The sequence below is a fragment of the Algoriphagus sp. oki45 genome, from assembly GCF_036245605.1.
Taxonomy (GTDB): domain Bacteria; phylum Bacteroidota; class Bacteroidia; order Cytophagales; family Cyclobacteriaceae; genus Algoriphagus.
This window is the reverse complement of sequence record NZ_BTPC01000004.1, coordinates 106022-126659: the sequence shown is the minus strand read 5'-3', so window position 1 is coordinate 126659 and position 20638 is coordinate 106022. Positions and strand designations below refer to the sequence as shown.

Annotated in this window: 21 protein-coding genes; 20 read left to right on the top strand and 1 reads right to left on the bottom strand. The window is 38.8% G+C overall.

From position 1 onward, the window contains the following. From AAA942_RS16585 to AAA942_RS16495, 19 genes are all read left to right on the top strand, one after another. Nucleotides 1-921, top strand: coding sequence for a glycosyltransferase family 2 protein (locus AAA942_RS16585; RefSeq protein ID WP_338221416.1), 921 nt, complete (start codon nt 1-3; stop codon nt 919-921). Then, nucleotides 914-1777, top strand: a complete 864-nt coding sequence (locus AAA942_RS16580; protein WP_338221415.1) for a glycosyltransferase family 2 protein — start codon at nt 914-916, stop codon at nt 1775-1777. The genes AAA942_RS16585 and AAA942_RS16580 overlap by 8 nt, the downstream gene beginning before the upstream one ends. Next, nucleotides 1764-2615 carry a glycosyltransferase gene (locus AAA942_RS16575; RefSeq protein WP_338221414.1) on the top strand — a complete coding sequence of 284 codons (852 nt, stop codon included), beginning with the start codon at nt 1764-1766 and terminating at the stop codon, nt 2613-2615. Before AAA942_RS16580 ends, AAA942_RS16575 begins: the two co-directional genes overlap by 14 nt. Continuing rightward, a complete protein-coding gene (locus AAA942_RS16570; RefSeq protein WP_338221413.1) occupies nt 2615-3625 on the top strand; it encodes a glycosyltransferase in 1011 nt (336 codons plus the stop codon). The genes AAA942_RS16575 and AAA942_RS16570 overlap by 1 nt, the downstream gene beginning before the upstream one ends. Beyond that, nucleotides 3622-4752, top strand: a complete 1131-nt coding sequence (locus AAA942_RS16565) for a glycosyltransferase (protein WP_338221412.1) — start codon at nt 3622-3624, stop codon at nt 4750-4752. Before AAA942_RS16570 ends, AAA942_RS16565 begins: the two co-directional genes overlap by 4 nt. After that, a complete protein-coding gene (locus AAA942_RS16560; RefSeq protein WP_338221411.1) occupies nt 4722-5630 on the top strand; it encodes a glycosyltransferase in 909 nt (302 codons plus the stop codon). Before AAA942_RS16565 ends, AAA942_RS16560 begins: the two co-directional genes overlap by 31 nt. A gap of 3 nt (nt 5631-5633) precedes the next feature. Continuing rightward, nucleotides 5634-6518, top strand: coding sequence for a hypothetical protein (locus AAA942_RS16555; protein WP_338221410.1), 885 nt, complete (start codon nt 5634-5636; stop codon nt 6516-6518). A 2-nt stretch (nt 6519-6520) separates the two neighbouring features. Then, complete coding sequence (locus tag AAA942_RS16550) at nt 6521-7645, top strand: glycosyltransferase (RefSeq protein ID WP_338221409.1); 1125 nt, start codon at nt 6521-6523, stop codon at nt 7643-7645. A 334-nt stretch (nt 7646-7979) separates the two neighbouring features. Further along, a complete protein-coding gene (locus AAA942_RS16545) occupies nt 7980-8540 on the top strand; it encodes a hypothetical protein (protein ID WP_338221408.1) in 561 nt (186 codons plus the stop codon). 10 nt (nt 8541-8550) lie between these two features. Continuing rightward, nucleotides 8551-9654 carry a glycosyltransferase family 4 protein gene (locus AAA942_RS16540; protein WP_338221407.1) on the top strand — a complete coding sequence of 368 codons (1104 nt, stop codon included), beginning with the start codon at nt 8551-8553 and terminating at the stop codon, nt 9652-9654. Next, nucleotides 9635-10840, top strand: coding sequence for a glycosyltransferase (locus tag AAA942_RS16535; protein WP_338221406.1), 1206 nt, complete (start codon nt 9635-9637; stop codon nt 10838-10840). Before AAA942_RS16540 ends, AAA942_RS16535 begins: the two co-directional genes overlap by 20 nt. Nucleotides 10841-11341: 501 nt before the next feature. After that, nucleotides 11342-12559 carry a hypothetical protein gene (locus tag AAA942_RS16530; RefSeq protein ID WP_338221405.1) on the top strand — a complete coding sequence of 406 codons (1218 nt, stop codon included), beginning with the start codon at nt 11342-11344 and terminating at the stop codon, nt 12557-12559. An 893-nt stretch (nt 12560-13452) separates the two neighbouring features. Beyond that, nucleotides 13453-14106, top strand: coding sequence for a Crp/Fnr family transcriptional regulator (locus AAA942_RS16525; RefSeq protein WP_338221404.1), 654 nt, complete (start codon nt 13453-13455; stop codon nt 14104-14106). Nucleotides 14107-14149: 43 nt separating this feature from the next. Then, the gene (locus tag AAA942_RS16520) at nt 14150-14344 is read left to right on the top strand and encodes a hypothetical protein (protein WP_338221403.1); all 195 of its coding nucleotides are present in this window, start codon (nt 14150-14152) and stop codon (nt 14342-14344) included. Nucleotides 14345-14578: 234 nt separating this feature from the next. Continuing rightward, a complete protein-coding gene (locus tag AAA942_RS16515) occupies nt 14579-15223 on the top strand; it encodes a DUF6266 family protein (protein WP_338221402.1) in 645 nt (214 codons plus the stop codon). An 810-nt stretch (nt 15224-16033) separates the two neighbouring features. After that, entirely contained in the window at nt 16034-16783 is a 750-nt protein-coding gene (locus tag AAA942_RS16510; RefSeq protein WP_338221401.1) for a hypothetical protein, read from the top strand. After that, nucleotides 16783-17211: a DUF5675 family protein gene (locus tag AAA942_RS16505; protein ID WP_338221400.1), complete on the top strand. Its 429-nt coding sequence runs from the start codon at nt 16783-16785 to the stop codon at nt 17209-17211. The genes AAA942_RS16510 and AAA942_RS16505 overlap by 1 nt, the downstream gene beginning before the upstream one ends. Continuing rightward, nucleotides 17187-17438 carry a hypothetical protein gene (locus AAA942_RS16500; RefSeq protein WP_338221399.1) on the top strand — a complete coding sequence of 84 codons (252 nt, stop codon included), beginning with the start codon at nt 17187-17189 and terminating at the stop codon, nt 17436-17438. Before AAA942_RS16505 ends, AAA942_RS16500 begins: the two co-directional genes overlap by 25 nt. A gap of 8 nt (nt 17439-17446) precedes the next feature. Beyond that, on the top strand, nt 17447-17698 hold the full coding sequence (locus AAA942_RS16495) for a hypothetical protein (protein WP_338221398.1): 252 nt from the start codon (nt 17447-17449) through the stop codon (nt 17696-17698). A gap of 121 nt (nt 17699-17819) precedes the next feature. On the opposite strand, the gene AAA942_RS16490 is transcribed toward AAA942_RS16495, so the two are convergent. Next, complete coding sequence (locus AAA942_RS16490; protein ID WP_338221397.1) at nt 17820-17993, bottom strand: hypothetical protein; 174 nt, start codon at nt 17991-17993, stop codon at nt 17820-17822. 896 nt (nt 17994-18889) lie between these two features. Between AAA942_RS16490 and AAA942_RS16485 the strand changes: the two genes are divergently transcribed. Further along, nucleotides 18890-20014, top strand: a complete 1125-nt coding sequence (locus AAA942_RS16485) for an ATP-binding protein (protein WP_338221396.1) — start codon at nt 18890-18892, stop codon at nt 20012-20014. The last annotated feature ends 624 nt before the right edge of the window (nt 20015-20638 follow it).

The following is a 20638-nucleotide window of genomic DNA, read 5'->3' as shown; positions in this document are numbered from 1 at the left end:
ATGCCACTAGTCTCAATAATTATTCCAGTTTACAATTGTGAATCATATGCAAAGGAATCAATTGAGAGTATTCTGAATCAAACATTTAAGGACTTTGAAGTCATTCTTATTGATGATGGATCATCAGATTCCACGCCTAGAATATTACAATCCTTTAAAGATCCACGAATTAATTTGATAACCAGAAAGACAAATAAGGGATATGTTTCGGGATTGAATGAAGGAATACAAATGGCAAGAGGAGAATTTATTGCTAGAATGGATGCTGATGATTATTCATTTCCAACAAGGTTAGAGGAACAAGTGAAATTTTTAAAAGAGAATCCTGATTGTGGTATCGTAGGTTCTTTTGTGACTGATTTTCAAAATAGACCAATAATTAATGCGCCTTTATCTTCTGAAGAAATTTATTTGGAATTTTTAAGTAGAAATCCTTTCGTACATTCTTCTGTAATGTTTAGAAGCAAAATTTTAATTGATAATAATTTGATTTATGATGAAAAGCTTGAATATGCAGAGGATTACAAGTTATGGTTTGAAATCTGTAAACATTCTAGACCCGCTTTTATACCAAAGACTTTGGTAAAATATAGAAAACATGAAGCTCAAGTTTCCTATCAATACTTTGATTCTCAAAAGAGAAAAAGTTTAAGCATAAGATTAAGTATATGGGAATATTTTTTAGGTAGGCCTTTAGATAAAAATGAATCTATTGCTATTTCGAGGCCAATTGATTCTCCTAGAATAATTATCAAGCTATTTGATGAGATACTTTTAAAGAATTCTGAAGTTAATTCTTTTCTTGACTTTTTGATAAGATTTAATCGCGATCAATTAAGACTCACTGGTTTAAATAGATTTATTTATTTAAAGTTTGTTAACCTAAATATTTTTCAAAGACTAAAATTGGTATATGGATAATTTTGCTTCCGAAAAGCCCCTTGTATCAGTAATTACAAGAACCAAGAACAGATCCAAATACTTAAGGAGATGCTTCGATTCTATTTCTTCTCAAATATTTGTAAAATTTGAATGGATAATTGTTGTTGATGGTTTGGCTGATCCTGACACTAAAATATTATTGAGCCAAATCAAAAACTCAAGACTTGAAACTCAAATAGTTGAAAACCATTCTCCTAGAGGTATGGAGGCTGCGTCCAATATTGGTGTTTCTTATTCCAAATGCAAATACATTACATTTTTAGACGATGACGATACTTGGGATTCAAAATTTCTTGAAAAAAGTATAAGTTTTTTACAAAAAAATAATCAATACAAGGGAGTAGTTTGTCAGACTAGTATCATTGAAGAGGTAGAAAAAAATAATAGATTTTATGAAAAAAGTAGATATGTATTTAATCCAGATCTTATTTCGATTGGAATAAATCAACTTTGCAAGGGTAATATATTTACTAATAACTCATTTGTTTTTGAAAAATCTATTTTTGATGAAATTGGAAAATTTGATGAGGAGCTAATTGTAAAAGGAGATTGGGATTTTAATTTACGTTTTATTGAGAAATATGATATAGGTGTTATTAGTGAAGTTTTGTCATTTTGGCACCATCACTTTAATAACTCGATTTTTTCTTCTAACAGTATTCATTCTTTAAAGAAGGAACATCAGGTCTTCGATGATATAATTAGAAATAAATATTTCAGAAGGGATCTTGATTCAGGTTTAATGTCAATAGGCTACTTGTTGGTTGCTAATAAATCTCAGAATGTGTTTAGGTCTAAAAAAAATTTAATTCAGAGACTTCTTGGTTGGTTGTAGTAGTTTTTCTTTCTCCATCTTAATCGTTTCTTGGAATACCAAGGACTTACTTTTGCAATGTCTATTTTCTATATACGAAAATTTTATTGGGACTGAGTTTGAAGTGATTGTCGTGGATAATAATTCTTTAGATGGTAGCGTAGAAGCACTATCTCAAAGATATGCGAATTTCAATAATTTTTATCTAGTTTGTAATTCCCTTAATAAAGGCTTTGCCGAAGGAAATAATCAAGCGTTTAAACTAGCAAGATTTGATAATATAGTTTTACTTAATCCAGACACTAAATTAATTGACCAAGGAATAATTGAATTAGTTAAAAATGTAAGACTGAATCCAAAAACTGGTTTAGTGTCGTGTAAGTTGTTTAATGAAAATGTGCTAACCCAAACTATTCATAGACGGCTTCCTAATTTAGTTTTATCATTTTTTAGATATTCTAGATTAGGGTATTTATTAGATAGATTTTTATTTAGATTTTATTTTCGGCGGAAATATAAATATGAAAATATTGAATTCATTGGGCAAGTAATAGTTGAACAACCAGCTGCAGCCGTATTAGTTTTTAGGAAGGAGTTAGTTTTGGAATTAGGTTATTTATTTGATAAAGAATTTCCTATTTATGGAAATGATGTGGATTTGTCAAAAAGAGTATTAGATTTAGGTTATATTAATTTTGTCGATTATAACATTTCAATTTGGCATCAAGGCAGTTCGAGTGTTTCTAATTTTTCTAATTCAATTAAGCAAAGAATGAGAAGAGAATGGATTCCAAGGTACTTTTTAAAACATTATGGAAAAATTCCTGCCTTTATCTCTAGAATAATCTTATTTGTTTAATGAGAATAACCTTTTTATTAAAAGGTACCAAAGAGGTTGGAAGCTCTAGAATTCGTGCTATTCAATTTTTTCCTTTATTTGAATCTGAAGGGATAGAAGTTAAGTGCTATTCTAGAAATTCACTATCCAATTTCTTTTCAAATTTCTTTTATTGGCTTAAGTTTTTATTCTCTTGTTTTCGATCTGATCTTACTTTTATCCAAAAGCCAATTTTGCCGTTTTGGATTTTCAATTTACTTATATTTTTTAAATGTAAATATATCGTAGATTTTGATGATGCTATTTGGATAGATGCTAAGCACAAGAACCATTTCAATTCTTTATATAGTTCATATGGTTTAAGGCTTAAAAAGATTATTAAAAAGGCTTCATTAGTGATTGTAGGGTCTGAATATTTAAAAGATGAAATCTATGAGAATGACTTGAATTCAAATGTTAAGGTTTTAAGACCTTCTATTCAGATTAATTTAAGTAAACATATTTTCGAAAAGAAAAAAGTCAACATTGGTTGGATAGGACACTCAACCAACCTTCATGAAATTCAAGATATTTCTAATTGTCTGAAAAGAATTGTTCAAAAAGGGTCCGTCGAGCTTGTTATATGCACTGATAAAATTCCAGAAGATTTAAACAAATGGGTCAAATTTATTCCTTGGAGTGAAAAAAACGAAACTCTTTTTTTTGAGACATGTGGAATAGGCTTAATGCCTTTGAAGGACAATTTAAGAACTAGAGGACGGTGTGGTTATAAATGCATTCAATACATGGCTAACATGATACCAGTTGTAGCTTCGGATGTTGGAGTTGCCAAGGAATTGATAGATCATGATGCTTCAGGTGTCCTCATACGGAATAATCATGAATGGGAAAGGGAGATAGAGCGTTTGATAAATGACCCAAAAAAAAGACAATATATTGCTCAAAATGCATTTGATTTTATCAGATTGAATTGTGACAGAGAAATTAATGCTATTGAATTGTTGAGATTATTTTATTCTGTTGATATATGAAAATAGCATATGTGGCTCCATATTCTTCTAGTTTTTCAAATTCTGCTAACTCCATTCATGTATTTAAAATGAGTGAGGCCTATCAAAATTTAGGACATGAATGTTATTTATATATTGATGGTCTTACTGAATGTAATCAAATTAATAAACACTATTCTAAACTGTTTGATGTTTCAGATGACTTAAAAATTTTTTCTTTACCATTTCTAAATAGATTTCGGTCTATCAAGTTAATTTTTCAAGTTCCTTACATTGTGAAAATGAAAAAAGTTGACTTAGTTCACACTAGAAATATTGCTGTGGCGTTCGGGTGTTCTTTTTTATTTAAAATTCCAACTATTTTGGAGCTCCATAACTTACCACCTTCTAATTTTAAAGTTAAAGTTTTTTTTAATCTTTTTCATAAATCATTATACGCTAAACTTTTAATTTCAATTACCAATTCTCTAAAGGAGGATATTCTAAGAATGTTTACCCTTAAATGTCCAATTGTAGTTTTTCCTGATGGAGTTTCATCTAAGTACCTAAATTCTAATATTGATGCGTTTAATTTTAAAATAAAATTAAATTCTGAGCTGTCAAACAAAACTTGGCTTGTATACACCGGTAGTTTTAATGTAGGTAAAGGGACTGATTTAATTTTAGAAATAGCTAAACAAAGACTTGAGTTTATTTTCATCTTGGTTGGAAATTTTCCTGATGGAATAGATTCCGTTGTTACGTCTAATGTTTTGTTGGTTCGACCTGACAATTTTGAAGAGGTAATATGTTATCAAAGATCTGCTGATATTTTACTTCTACCCCTTGAGGACAAGGTTTATGGTGTTGGAAAAAATGCCGAGGAGATTGGTAAATATACAAGTCCCTTAAAAATGTTTGAATATATGGCATCTAAGAGACCAATTCTGGCTTCAAATAAATCTGTTTTGAAAGAAATATTAAATCATCGAGAAAATTCTTTCTTGGTTGATTCAAATGAAATTGACGATTGGATTTATGCAATTGATTCTCTTCTTTTCAATCCTGATTTAGCAAATAGTATTTCTCAAAACGCATTTGAGGATGTAAAAAAATTTACGTGGGAAAGAAGAGCTGAATGGATATTAAAATCAATTTTGGTGCAATGATTTTAGGAGCATTTATTATCACCTATAATCGCCCGGATACTCTTTTAGCCACCATTCAGGCTGTTTTCGCTCAGACTTACTCTCCTGATTTTTTATGGGTGATCGATAATTCAGAAAATTTGGAAACAGACCATGCGATAGCTGGCCTTTTGGATTCCCGAATTCGATACCATCGAATGGGTTATAATGCAGGTCCGGCTGGAGCTGCAGCTAAGGGATTGGAACTTTGTGCCCAAGAAGGAGCAGATTGGATCTTTTGGGGGGATGACAATGATCCTCCTTTTCGTTCGGATTGTTTTGAGCGACTGCTAGCAATTCGGGATGTTAATCCATTCTGTGGGATTTTAGGTACGGTGGGGCAGTTTTTCGATCGGAAGAAGGGAGTAATTAAACGTGTTCAAACCCGTCTTTTAGAAAAAAAAGATTGGATAGAAGTAGACTTTGTGGCAGGTGGGATGTGTATGTTGGTCAGTGGCGATGTGGCCAGACTTGGAATCGTACCCAATCCAGACTTGTTTTTTGGTTTTGAAGAGTTGGATTTCTGTCTGAGTGTTTCCAGAAAGGGCTATGCCATTGTGGTTGATTCAGGACTGTTTTTAGAGGCTAGGAAAAAGCATGGTAAGTTGGAATTTGAGCGACCGATCTATCAGAAAAAAGAAAATCTGAATCGGGAATACTACAGTCTAAGAAATCTATTGATGATTTCTGATTCCCTGACTTTGACATCTATGCGAAATCAATTAATCAAAAAATGGTTGGGAAAATCACTTTATGGTTTTCGGTACGGATTAGGATATGGAGCAAGGAATTTCAAATTGATTATGCTTGCTTTTGTTCATTATTTTAAAGGGATTAGTGGCAAAACTATTGATTTGTAGCCGATGGGATTCAATATAAAGACAACAGAATTACTCATTCAAAGTAAAAAGCTGGGAATTGACTTCTCGAAAGTGGTCACCATTGGTCGTCAACAAATGAATGGTTCATTTATTCAGTTTGAGGAGTTTTTTAAAAAAATAGGCCTCCGTGCGGATGAGTTTTATAAAATACTTACTCGAGAAAATCGATATTCCGAAGGTTTTTTGAGGTGGTTGGGCGCGGATAGAATCGATTCAATCGATGCTTCTTCCTATGAATCGGCTACCATTATCCATGATATGAATCTTCCCATCGACACTTCCTTATATCAATCGCACTCTGTTGTGATTGATAGCGGATCCCTAGAGCATATTTTTAATTTTCCTCAGGCGATCCAAAATTGTATGGAAATGGTAGAACTAGGTGGACATATGATAGGAGTTACTCCTTCGAATAACTTTCTTGGTCATGGTTTTTATCAATTTAGCCCGGAATTAATTTATAGGGTTTTTTCGCCTGAGAATGGTTTTCAGATAAAAAAAATGTGGCTTTTCTTTCCTTACCACGAGAGTCCTGTTTATGAGGTTAGTGATCCTGCGCAGGTTCAGGATAGAGTGAAATTCAAAAACTCAGAGGAGACCTTTTTATTCTATATAGCTGAAAGACAAAGCGTAAAGCGAATATTTGAAAAAATCCCCCAGCAGTCGGATTATGAAAATATTCTTTGGGAAGATGGTGAAGATCAAAAAGAAAAGAAGAAAAAGAAAAAATCAGGTTTAAAGATATTTATACCTGATTTTTTGATTTTAAAATTATTAAATCTCCGAAAAACCTATTTGAATTTCAAATCAAAAAGAAGTCCCATCGGAAATGGAAATCCTAAGTATTTCAAAAGGGTTAAGTTTTAAAATTGGCTTCAGGTAAACCTTCAATTCTCTATCTACTTGATACCCTCCAAACCGGAGGTGCTGAAAAAAGCCTTTTAGAGATCACTTGTAGGTTTCAAAATTTCCGACCTGTATTTGTAACCCTTTTTGATGGGAAGCATGATTTATTATTTGAATACGAAGTTGCGGGTTTAAAAGTGATCCGCCTGGGTTTGCAAGTGTCCAATCGTTTTTCAACAATTGCCAAGTTGGTAGATGAAATAATAGTCCAGGAAAATGCAGTCATCGTTCATTCTACCATTTTTCGATCCGATATGGTTTCTAGAAAATTGAAGGCTCCGATAAAGATTGTAAATAGCTTGGTAAATAATAGTTACCGAAAGCGTCGCTACGATGGATTGAAATTAAAGGGGAAGCTGGCTTTATTTGGGGTTCAGCTATTGGATAGACTCACCCTTTCCAAGGTGGATTTAATTATTGCTAATTCCCAAGTTTTAGTGGACTCTCACCGCAAAACAATAGGCCTTGATTCAGAAAAGGCGGTTGTTATCCATAGAGGAAGGCCTTCGCCCAAAATGGAAACTAATCAAATTTGGAAGAATAATTCTGAAAATACAGCCACTTGGATTAGCGTAGGGCGATTAATTGAGCGAAAAGGACACAAAGACTTGCTCAAGGCATTTGCTCAACTTCTACACTCACGACCTCAAGATAAATTATTGATTGCTGGTGATGGGGACTTTGGATTCGTTTTAGAAAAACTTATTCAAGATTTAGGAATAACTGATTCAGTTGAATTGCTAGGCACGGTAAAGAATGTTCCTGAACTTTTGAGTAATGCGGATTTTTTTGTTTTTCCTAGTTATTTTGAAGGTCTTCCCGGGGCATTGATCGAAGCGATGCTGGCGAAAATCCCCATCATCTGTTCGGATATTCCCGAAAACAAAGAATGTGTGGATGAGTATATGGCCTTGTTTCAACGGGTGGGGGATTCGAGTGATTTATTGGCACAAATGGAAAAGGCCATTTCCTTGACCGATTGGGAAGCTCGTACCCAGCGAGCCTACGATTATGCCGCCAAGCATTTTGATATCGAGAAGATTGCCCAGCAGTATGAGGAGGTGTATCAAAAGCTGCTCAAGCTTTGAGGTTTTTAAATGCCTCGATTTTTTTTAAGAGCTTTCTTTATGTCTAATTGTATTTGATGTTTTTACGGAATTATCTTCAAAGAATTTTGTTTTAAATTTGCATTGCAAAAATTTATCATTTAATTGAAGATCATGAACAAGAAAAATCCTCATAATCTTAGAAAAACCAAAGGTCAAAGGAAAGGTTGGAGTACCTTGAAGACCGAAAGGTTGGATTGGGAGCAAAGACTGAATGTCGTTGTGGAGGTGAAAGCTCATGTTTCCCCAGTAAAGAATATGAAGAAAAGTGAAGGGAAGCTTCAATCTCAGTTTTTTTTGATTCCTTAACCGACAGGTGGAATTTAATTATCCAGGTTATTCCATAAAGTTTATTCAAAAAGACAGGTGCAAAGATAAGTCCGCGCATCTTCATACGCATATTTTTAAATTTTTCTCTCCCAAAACCAAGTATCATTATATCATAAGGGCAGAATACCATCAAGAAGATGTTTTTGCAGTTAAATTTTATTGTAAAAAAGATAGAAGAAGTGACTATAAATATTCCAAAATTGTCAATAGAGGAGATCTTGGGAATATTGTCATTTCTTGTTTAAAAGTGATTCCTATACTTCTTCAAGAGTATCCGACAGCGTCATTTGGTTTTATAGGTGCAAGATCCTATGATATTGCAGGGAATTTGATCGAACCTGTTTCTCAAACACAAAGGTTCACGATTTGGTCTGATGTGGTTAAAAAGAAAATAGGTAATGTTACCTTTGCTCACTTTAAATTTCCCGAAGCTTCTGGATATCTATTGCTGAATAGAAGGTCATCTAGTGGTATTGAAGATAAGGTCAATGCTATAAAGCGGATGTTTATTGATACTTATGCTGATTTTCCTGATTTGATGCTTTAATTTTCTTTTTTTGAAAATCCTCCAAATCCTTCAAAAACCCCAACTTCGAGGTGCAGAAATATTTGCAGCTCAACTTGCCCATAGACTTTCAGAAAATGGACATCAGGTAGCCTTGCTTTTTTTATTCTCTGGACAGGACTTGCTTCCCTACAAAGGTTTGAAAATTCATCTTCATGCCAACCCCAACCATCGAATGTTGGATTTTGTGGCTTGGCGGCGCTTAGCTAAAATCATTCAGGATTTCCAACCCGATATCGTCCAAGCTAACGCAGGAGATACGCTCAAATACGCCAGTCTTTCCCGGCTTTTGTTTGGCTGGAAAGGCAAATTGATCTATCGAAACGCCAACTTAATTTCTGATTTTATCGATTCAACTCCAAAGAAAAAATATAATCAGCTACTACTTTCTCAAGTGGATGGGGTAGCGTCTGTTTCTAAAATCTGCCGAGAAGATTTTGTCTCACTTTTTAAATGGACAAAGCCGATTGCAGAATTACCGATAGGAGTTTGTGTGCCAAAAGGAGTTTCAAACTTACCAAGAGATATCGCTGAAATTTTAGATTCTCAACCCTTTTTGATTCATATAGGAAGTTTTGTTTCGGAAAAAAATCATGAAGGTCTCCTCAGAATCTTTGAAAGGATTAGAAGCAAGAGGCAAGATATCAAACTGCTTCTATTTGGCGATGGTCCCCTACGGAGTAAAATAGAAAATCAGCTACCGCCGAATGTTTATTCTTTGGGTCCAAGGAATGATATACATGCCATTCTACCCCATGCAAAGGCTTTGATACTACCCAGCCTAATCGAAGGTCTGCCTGCTGTGATTTTGGAAGCAATGGCGACAAAGATTCCGGTGGTTGCCTACAATGTAGGAGGGATTTCAGAAGTGATTCAAGATAGAAAAACTGGCTTTTTGATTCCGAAAGGAGAGGAAGAGACATTTTCCCGAATTGTGGTGGAGGAAGTTTTGAACCTGGATTTTGATCAAACAAGGCTTTTGAATAATGCTGTGGATTTGGTAAAAAAACAGTACGCTCTCGATGCGGTAGGGGAAAAATTTGCAGATTTCTACATTTCACTATTAAATTCTTCCCATGCGAATTCTGATAATTGATACTTCACCGATTCGTAGGGGAGCACAGGTGTTTGCTTTTGAATTGGCAACTCATCTTAAAACCCTGGGAAATGAAGTTTCCAGGGTTTATTTGTTTCAGTTCAGCCATCATGAGAATTTACCCCTATCGGTTCAGGATAGAGTTTTGCCATTTAGAGAAGAATCTTGGCTGGAAAAGATCCCTTCGATTCAGCCCAGTTTACTGTTGGACTTAAGAAGAGAGATTGCTGAATTTCAGCCTGAGGTGATTTTGTGTAATGGGTCAAAAACTCTAAAATATGGAGCTTGGCTTCGGATTTTGAATCTAGCGCGCCAAGCCAAACTAGTGGGAAGGTTTATAGATGATGCGGAATTTTGGAATCCTGGAGGGCTGAAGAAACAGGTCTATTCTTTTTGGATTGGCAAATTTGATGGGTTGATTGGAGTCAGTCAGGCCTCACTTCAATCCGTACAAGATCATTACCAGTTTACTAAGCCAGCTCGGGTAATTCATCGGGCTTTTGATTCAAGTAAGTTTCGCCATGCTCCCAATAGGTTAGCTGCAAGAAACCAACTTGGTTTGGAGGAAAAAGAGGAGATTTTACTTTTTCTTGGAAACCTGACTCACCAAAAACGCCCTGATCGGTTTATGGATATTGTTTCCAAGCTGATCAAAACCCGACCCAACTTGAAAGCTCTAATCGTGGGAGACGGACCGCTGAGGGAGAACCTAGAGAATCAAGTAGCTATAAAGAATCAAGAATCAAGAGACAAGAAGCAAGAAAAGGAGTCTAACTCTAAGGAGTCTATTGTCTTGAATCTAGCTTCTTATGTCTCTTTCAAAGGCTATCAACAAGACGTTGCGCCGTACCTTGCTGCCTCAGATTTACTTATCCTTACTTCCGATACTGAGGGCTTACCAGGGGTCGTATTGGAAGCAGCTTATTTTGGAGTTCCCACTGTTTCTACTGAAGTTGGAGGCATTAAAGAGTGTCTGATTGATGGAGAAACTGGATTTTTGGTACCTAGTAAATCAATTGAAGACTTTTGTGAGAAAATTGATTATTTGTTGGATCACCAGGGTCTTCGAAAAACCATGGGGGCAAAGGCGAAGACTTTTATCTCTAAAAATTTTAAAATGGACCAAGTAGCCAATCAGTATTTGAATTTTTTTTCATCCTTAATCCATCCTAATTCCTCCAAATAATTATCATTCCCCCCTCAAGGGAGGTAAGAGGAAACCTCAAAAGCCTGTCCCGTCCCTGTTTATCGTTTCCCCCCTCAAAGCCTGTCCCTCCCTGATTTATCGGGATTCGGGAGGGGCTAGAGGGGTAATCTTCAAGACTGGTAATAGGATATCCCCTATCAATCACCCTTGCTCCTTTTTGGATTTGAAGGTCTCCTTTAATTTTTACGTTTTACTCCATCAGAGATCGCTTCGTCGCCTTAATTTCCTTTTAAATTGCTTGTTTTTGCTAGGCTCCTCGCGATGACGTTACCCCAAAAAGCACGAAATAACTCTTAAAATTTAACCCATTACCCAATACCTCATTCAACAGTTAATCAATTCATCAATTCGACATTTCATCAATTCCACAGTCCCCCAACTCCTTAACCCAAAACGTAGAACTACGAACTCTTTAACGCTTAACCTTTAACACTTAACGTTCCTCTTTTTATATTTGATAATCACTAACTCAATGTTTCCTTGCTCGGCGCAGTCCTCCTAGTCCTTTTCCTCTTCTTCGCCTCTCAGCCCATTTTGAACAACCTACAGAAAGAACACAAATGGCTGAAGGCAGGGCTATTGAATCAGTTATACTGGTATCATATGTTCTTTGGTTTAGTCTATTGGACTTATGCCCAGTTTAATCGCTCGGATTCAATAATGTATTTTTTTAGCTATCGGCATTATAAAAACTGGTTTGATGCCTTTGTTCCTGGAACCTTATTTATCGAGTGGATCAATTACCCTTTTGCGGTATGGTTGGGCTTCAATTACGATATGATGATGTTCTTCTCCACCTGGGTGGGGTTTTGGGGCTTTGTCTATTTCTACTGCTTGATGAAGGAGAATTTGCGTTTTAACCCCAAATTCGAAGGTTGGGATGCCATCACCATTTTTATGTTTTTACCCAATATGCATTTCTGGACTGCTTCCTTGGGAAAAGGAGCTTATATCTTTGCAGGCTTGGCTTTCCTGACCTATGGACTTTCCTGGCCTCAAAAGCGGATTTTTCATATCGTTTTGGGAAGCTTTATCTGCTATATGATTCGTCCCCATATCCTATTTGCAGTATTGATTGGAATGGGAGTAGGGTTTGTATTGGGCAGGGAAAAAGTCCCGCTCTACCAGAAGTATGCGGTAGTCGTTTTTGCGATAGGCATGAGTATTTATGTGTATGAAGACTTATTGGTATTTCTAGGTTACGATCCGAATAACGTATTACAGAGTTTTGAGGAAGAAACTGCCTTAAATGCACAGCGACTGCAGGCAGCGGGTTCGGCTGTGGATATGACGAGCTACAGTCTGCCTATGAAGTTATTTACCTTTTGGTTTCGGCCCCTGTTTGTGGATTCTCCGAATGCGATTGGCTTGATTGTTTCCTGTGAAAATGCGCTGTATATCTACATGTTTAGCCGGATACTGAAGAAGAGCTTTATTGAATATATCCGCATAGCCCCGGCGATGGTGAAGATGGCGGGGGTGGTATTTATCTCCATCTCCATCTCCATGACCTTTGTGATGTCCAATCTGGGCATTATCATCCGACAGAAGTCCCAGATTATGTACTTTATGCTGTTTGTGATTGTGGCTTTTATGGACTGGGAAAAGACCAACCGAATCAAGAAGCGGGCAGCCATCTATAATCGCATCGTTGAAGAAGAACGCCGAAACCGCGAGCTCGCCGAAGCCGCTACCTAACCTTTGAGTCCGCCGCGGCGGACTCAAAGGTTTTGCTTCTACAGCTGACCACTTTTCAGGACCCCCGCTGTTCGGGTCCCGATGCTTCGGGATGCAATCCCGAACTTCTTTCCAAAGTTCCGATCCTTCGGGATGTAATCCCTCTACTTGTTGTCCTGCTTATCCGGAAGCAGAACTTAGGTTTCTTTACGTAATAGCGAGAAATTTTTTTCCTCTTGCTGGCACAGACTTTTCGTCTCCATAGGGAGATTATCGGCCAGCGCTTGGGGAAAATGATTGACTTTTTTACCCGGGGTTGAAACCCCGGGCTACAAATATTTGACCCTTACAGGGTCATCTTCCCCTATTGACTTGGCCTACTTTTCTTAATCGAAAATCTGCATCCCAAGGATCTGCCGTGTCCAACTCCCCCTTGACAAGGGGGTAGGGGGGATTTTTCCTCTGTTCGGGTACCTTCTCGCTATGGTCAGTGGTTTGTGGGCTGTTGACCAATTCACAACTCTTTGATCCTTGCCCATTGATTTAGCACCCATAAATCGAGATAGGTATTTTCTCTTTTCCATCTACTAAAAAGGATAAACTCTTTTTAGAAATGACAGGCCCCAAGGGGTCTTTTTTGTTTAAATCCTATAAGGCATAAACTCTTTTCTAAATACTCTCCATCAACTCTGACTTGGGTAATTTCTGTTTTCCAACTAACTCCTTACTAAAAAAAACTCTGATTTCCTGCCAAATGGCAACATTTGACTAAAAAATTTTAATTCTAAATATTGAGATAAATGATATTTAGTTATCAATTATTAAATTTCCTTATAAACTTTTCATCGAGTTCCTATTTTTTAAGGCTCTTTGGAAAGTAGGAATTGATTCACCATTAATTTTTCGCTGTAACTATGGAGAATTTTATCAAAAAAATCAGGGAGGATTTGAATCGCCACATCCCCCTATCGGATGAGTTCTATACCGCACTTAATCGGTATCTATTTCTAAAAAAAAGGAAAAGAAGAGAAATAATCAGTTCACCTGATCAAAAAAGGAAATGTTCTCTCTATATCTGTCAGGGATACGTGGGAGTCTATAAGCTTCAACATGGAAAAGAATTCCTCATTTTGGTCTTTAAGGAAAATAATCTCGTTCATGACTGGATAAAATATTCCTCCGAACCGGATTCCCAAATCCTAGTCAAAGCCATTACAGATACTGTTTATCTGGAGTTTTCTCTTTCAGACCTTAGATTCCTTATCCTCAGACATCCTGAGACTTTTAATTTAATTCTGGTTTTGAATCATAGAATTCAGGTTGCAACCTATCATTTTCTGGAATTGATCAGAAAAGAATTCATCTATGGTTACTCTGCTTTTTGCCATTGTTTCCCAGGGATTCAAGGGTATTTGAATTATTCGGATTGGGCATCTCTTTTCTCCACAAGCACAAGAACTGTGGGGAGAGTATTATCTCAAAAGCCAAAAGCAAAATATCCTTCTTCCAAGAGGGGAGGAAGAGGTCAAAGAGGAAATGGGACCTCCATGGCCTCTCCAAGACTCTGATTTGGATCTTCAGGTTTTCTTTCCGTCTAAACAGCTGATGATTATGCTCAGGAAACGAATTGTCATCTATCCAAAAGACATACAGGTCATTACCGGAAGGAGTGAACGCTACTGCCATTCCCTGATCAAAAAGATCAAAAAATACTATGGAAAGGAAGAGCATCAATTTATCACCCAAGAGGAGTTTTCCGATTTCTCGGGGATACCTGTAGAGCAAGTCTCTAAATATATCTACTAAGCAGTCCGACCCAAATACTGAATCAAGGATTTGTTTTTTCCGGCTTTTATCCTATTCAACCCCATGGATACGAATAGAATACAAGACACTTAAAGCATATCAAGTAAGTATGATCTTCGACTCATTCTTGGATCATCTTCGACTCATGCTTGACTTTAGGTAAAGAGTTGAGTCGGAGAAAAGCCAAGCTAAAGATACTGTTCAATACCATCACTATATCTTAACCCAAGACGTATGGCAATTTCATATGATAATTTCATGGGAAAAGCATCAGGGAAGCTAGGCAACCTGATCATCTATCAGCGAAACGGAAAAATCTGCTTTCGTTCCAAACCCAAAAAAACGAAGATTCCCCCTTCAGATAGCCAAATTTATCAAAGGAAAGCCTTTGCCCAAGCTTCCCGCTTTCTAGCCCCAATTCGCGAAGAGCTTGAATTTGGATTTTCAGGAATTCCCGGTGACAAGTCAAAACGTTTGGGGAAGGCTCAATCCCTGGCAGTAAAGAAGGCCACACTTTCTGATAATGGAGAACCAATCCTTCATCCTGATAGAATTCAAACTTCCATGGGAGATATTGCCGCCCCAGTAGAGGGCAATTTGGTTTGGCAAAATGCCAACACTATTCTACTGACATGGAGACCCAATTCATTTGAGGGAAATGGGAAAGATGCGGATCAGATTTTTTACTTAGCCTATGACCCTATTGAGCAGCAAAAGTGGTCAGTGAGAGAAGGTGCCTACCGTAAAGCCGGGAGGATGACCATTGAATTCCCTTGGGCAGGTCCTTTGGAAGGCCGATTTTATCATTTTATATCCTTTTACTCAAAGAGGAAAAAAGGGGTAGAATTTTCAGATTCGGTCTGTTTGGGTAAGGTCTGACTATTCCCATCAATTGTTTAAGCCTGTCTGTGCGATTGCTTTGCTGACAAGTTTTTCTTTTTTGTGATTATCCGAAATGATGCCTATTGGCAAATTTATTTATTAGGTGTGAAGATCAATGTTTGGAAGCCTAAGATCCAAAGGATCGTAACAATTGATAACCCCCGGTGTAGCCGGGGGAAAAGTCCAATAGTGGAAAATGAGCCCCAAAGGGGTGACACTTTGAAGTTTCACCCCTTTGGGGCTCAACGAAAGGAAATATTCAAGTGCTGCCCTTCACTTAGTACAAGGCCATGAATGGTTTGGCTCGTTCGGAGCTACTTATGAGGGCTTTTAAAATTCTGTGAAAATTTCTACCTCATAATTCTTATTCTGCTTTCACTTTAGTGCTGGTGCATTTGCGGATAATCAAATTTATATATCTGTGTATCCGCATGTTTGCACATTACCGATTTAAATTTGGTTTTGAGGTTCCAAGTAGGCAAATTCCCCCTTACCAAGGGGGCTAGGAGTCTATCCCGACGAATGACGGGAGGATTTTTTATAAAGGAAAATTCGCTATTCAAGACCTACCTGCATTGTTTCGGATACACATATTCAAATAAATGGGTTTTGATTTACAATTGTATACCTGACTGAATTTCCTGCGCTAATCAGCATATTCTGCAAAGAACTTCAAAATCTGAATTTTCTTGAAAATAAGTCCAATTTCACACTAATTGGCAAAAACCGCACAGATCGCACATTCAATTGATAGTCAGTTCTTTGTGATTCAACTTGGCTCCATGTTTCACCAAAACCCATAAACATATGGCAAAACAAACAGGAGTAATCACACTGAAAGGACCGGTCGGGAGATTGTCCTTTTATAAAACCAAAGACGGCTACCTCGCCCGAGAAAAAGGTGGGGTGGAGAAATCCAGGATCATGAATGATCCCCGATTTGCCCGGACCCGGGAAAATATCCGGGAGTTTACCGACAATGCCAACTCGTCCAAGTTGCTCAGAGATGCCCTGAGACCGGTAATCTCCAAAATCGGAGATAGACGGCTCAATCTCCGCATTACCCAGTTGATGATGCAGGTGCTGAAGTCGGATGAATCCAGCGTAAGAGGAGACCGAAGAGTCAAAATGGGGAATTGGGATCTTTTGAAAGATATGGAACTGAATGCAGGCTCATCCCTCAGCAGTACCCTCTTCTTTGATATCCAAACGGCCGATTCTCCCAGTGCCTGGCAGGTTCAAACCCCTGCATTCTTTCCGGGAGATATGATTGCCATTCCCAATGGGGCTACCCATTACCGGCTCTCAGCGACCGGAGTGGCGGTTGACTTTGATTCTGGAATCCGTTCGGTTTCTGCAGCCAGTACTGGAGCTCTTTCCGTTTTGGATGCAGCTGTGCCTCAATCTCTATCAGTAGATAAGGCTCCGCTGAGCGGATCGCATTTTGTGTATTTGCTGACTGTGGAATTTATCCAGATTGTCAACGGGGTGGAGTATGCCATCAACAATGGCGCTCACAATGCCGCCAAAATCCTGGATACCAGCAAAACAAGCTAATGCGTCTCCTGCTCAAACGCAGGTATACTCCCCGGCATACGCTGGGGAGGCTTTACCTGGGAAGTCGATTGCTCTGTGGCATTCGCGAAGCCCCCAAATCCTGCTATTCTCCAAGTAAGCATTGCATAGAAGAGGGAGTATATGAGCTCGAGCCCATGCACACAGAGGAAAAAGGATGGGAAATCCGGATAGGAGAAACGGGCTATATCCGACCTATTGGTCCGGATCAATTGCCGGATCATTCGGAAATGGGACCTGTCACTGATTTTGATGGGAAAGGACAACCCACCTTTACCCGCTTGGCCTTTCAGAAATTGCTCGGGGAATTGGGTGAGCTCTGGGATAGAGGGGAGATCGTGGAGTTGCAGGTAGTAGGTATTGGAATCCCATACCCGACTAAAGCATGTCGGATTCCCAGCTTCTCCTGATGGTCACAGGGGCGATACTATCGCTTCTGCTTTCGGTGATCGCCTTTTTTCTGAAGTTCCTTATTCAGGATTTCAGAAAGTTGCAAGTGGATTTTCTCGATCTCAAGATCCGACAGGAAAATCTGAGTGCGGAGATCGAAAGAATTTCCGAGGTACTGCTTTTGGTTAAGAAGCAGTTGTTCAGAAGTACAAGTCAAATTATCCAACGAAAATCAAATCATAAATAAGTAAAACGATGAATCTATTGAGCGAAATCAAAGAAAGAGCTATGGCACCCACGCCTCCTTTTTTCCAATTGCTGAGAAGAGTGGGCTTGGGGATAGCTGCGGTGGGTTTGGCCATTTTGACGGCTCCGGGTACCATTCCTGAATTGCTTCAGGAATATGCGGGTTATGCCATTACAGCAGGAACCATTTTGGTCAGTATCTGTCAGCTGACCGTGGATGAGCAGAAGCTGGAAGAGCGCCTGCTTCAATCCATGCAGTAATCAATTTTAAAGTGTCTTAAACCGGGTAGGGCTTCCTTGCCCGGTTTTACATTTTTTCCCCCTCTATTCAAGTGTTCCGTTTTCCATGGTTATTGGGAATCCATCCGGAACCCATATTAGTTCAAGCCCGTCTGGCGGACGGACAGGTCGCCTGACCTGCCTGCTGTTCGGGTCCTGATGCCTCGGGATGCAATCCCGAACCAATATCACAGGGTCCCGATCCTTCGGGATGCAATCCCAATCCTTGATCCTTGCTTGTAGCCTCGTGTCCCTTGCGCTGGCACTCACTTTTCATTTCCAAATTATGATCCTGCGCCAGCGCTGTGCTCCCCTTCAATCATTTTACCCCGGGTTGCACCCGGGGCTATTGACATTTGACCCCTACAGGGTCATTCCCCTTATGACTTGGCTTCCTTTCCATAATCGAGAATCTTCATCCCGAGGATCTTCCGTGTCCAACTCCTCTCCGCCGCGGCGGAGGGCAAGGGGGGTAAAAAAAAATTTCCGCTGTTCGGGTACCTTCTCTCTGTGGTCAGTGGTCTGTTGATCAATTCACAACTTTTTAATCCTTGTTCATTGAATTTGGTCATTGTTCGTGTCCCTTGCGCTGGCATCAATTTTTTGTTTCCAAATTGAGATCCTGCGCCAGCGCTGTGCTCCCCTTCAATCATTTTACCCCGGGTTGCACCCGGGGCTATTGACATTTGACCCCTTCGGGGTCATTCCCCTATTGGCTAGGCCTCCTTTTCTTAATCGAGAATCTGCGATCCCGAGGATCTTCCGTGTCCAACTCCTCTCCGCCGCGGCGGAGGGCAAGGGGGGGTAAAAAAATTTTCCGCTGTTCGGGTACCTTCTCGCTGTGGACAGTGGTCCGTGGACTGTTGACCAATTCAATCCCAACACCTTGATCTTTGCCCATTGAATCCCCGCTGTTCAGGTCCCCATGCTTCGGGATGCAATCCCAATTCCCTTACGCGGATATCTCAGACGACTTTTTCCGTCACTTCCGTTGCCGAAAGACCCAATATTCGACATTTTCCAAATCATTATTCCATTAAATGCTAATAATGCTTAATTAAATAAACAAAAAAATATTAAATTTGCTTACTATGTTAAGCAATAATGGAAATTTTATTTGAAAAATTCTTCAAGAAAATCGAGTTGGTCTCACTTGATTTTAAGAGAAGCTTGATGAGCGAAATTGATTGGAATAGTCGATTGATTGGGATAAAAGGGGCAAGGGGAGTAGGCAAGACAACCTTGCTTTTGCAATACATCAAGCAAAATCTACCCTTAGACGGATCCACCCTCTATGTGAGTTTGGATAATGTCTGGTTTGCGGAGAATAGATTGATTGATTTGGTAGATTCTTTTGCAAAGAGGGGAGGTAGGAATCTCTTTTTGGATGAGGTGCATAAATATCCCAATTGGTCTCAGGAACTAAAAAATATATATGATGACTTTCCCGAGGTAAAAGTAGTTTTTACGGGTTCTTCCCTACTCGAAATTTTGAATGCACGTGCAGATTTGAGCAGGAGGGCTATAGTCTATTTCATGCAAGGACTATCCTACAGAGAGTATATTGAGATGGAGACTGGGCAGGTTTTTCCGCAATTTGAACTTGAGGAAATTATCACCAATCACCTTGTCCTGGCACATCAAATCAATGGGAAGTTGCAACCTTTGAAGTATTTTATGGATTATCTCCAGAGCGGTTATTTTCCTTTTTACAAAGAAGGTCGGACTTTGTATCATCAACGGATAGAGGAGGTCATCAATATGACTTTGGAAATTGAGCTTCCTCTACTTCGAAAAATTGATGTTTCCTACGTGACAAAATTGAAGCAATTGATGCAGATTTTATCTGAATCGGTTCCCTTTGTGCCTAATGTATCTAAGCTTTCTGAGCGGATTGGAATCAACAGGAATACTTTTGTGACTTACCTGTATTTCCTACAGGAAGCACATCTTACCAAAAACCTATATAAGGACTCGAAAGGGATTACCCAGTTGCAAAAACCGGATAAGATATTTTTGGAAAACACAAATTTCAATTTTGCTTTGGCACCTAAGTCCACTGAAGTTGGTGCTATTCGTGAGTCATTTATAGTCAATCAGTTAAGCTATAAACATTTGGTAGAATACGGGGATCAGGGCGATTTTATTATTGACCGAAAATATACCTTGGAAGTAGGAGGCAAGAGGAAAGGCAAGAAGCAAATTGAGAGCTTGCCAAATGCTTTTGTGGTTTCTGATGATATTGAGTATGGAATTGGGAATAAAATTCCGATTTGGCTCTTCGGGTTTCTATATTAATTGTTCAGGTACGCTGTTCGGTCCTTGATGCTTTGAGATGGTCATTGAGCCGTGTCCTTTGCGCTGGCACATGCTTTTCTTTTCCAAATTATGATCCTGCGCCATCGCTGGGGAAAATGATTGACTTTTTTTCCCGGGGTTGTGGTTCGGCAAGCTCACCAACCTACTCCGGGCTATTGAGATGTTGGACCCCGATAGGGTCTTTTTTTCTATTGTTTGGGTTCGCACCAATCTGTCGTCCGTGGTCTGTGGACTGATGACGAATAATCAATTATCTGCGATCCAGAGGATCTTCCGTGTCTAACTCCTCTCCGCCGCGGCGGAGGGCAAGGGGGGGTAAAAAAATTTCCGCTGTTCGGGTACCTTCTCGCTGTGGTCAGTGGTCAGTTGTCTGTTGACCAATTCACAACTTTTTAATCCTTGTTCATTGAATTTGGTCATTGTTCGGGTCCCTTGCGCTGGTATCAATTTTTTGTTTCCAAATTGAGATTCTGCGCCAGCGCTGGGGGGAATGGTTGACTTAATTACCCGGGGTTGAAACCCCGGGCTATTGATATTTGACCTCCGCCACGGCGGACAAGCACTTCAGGGTCATTGCCCTAGTTATCCCGCTGTTCGGGATTT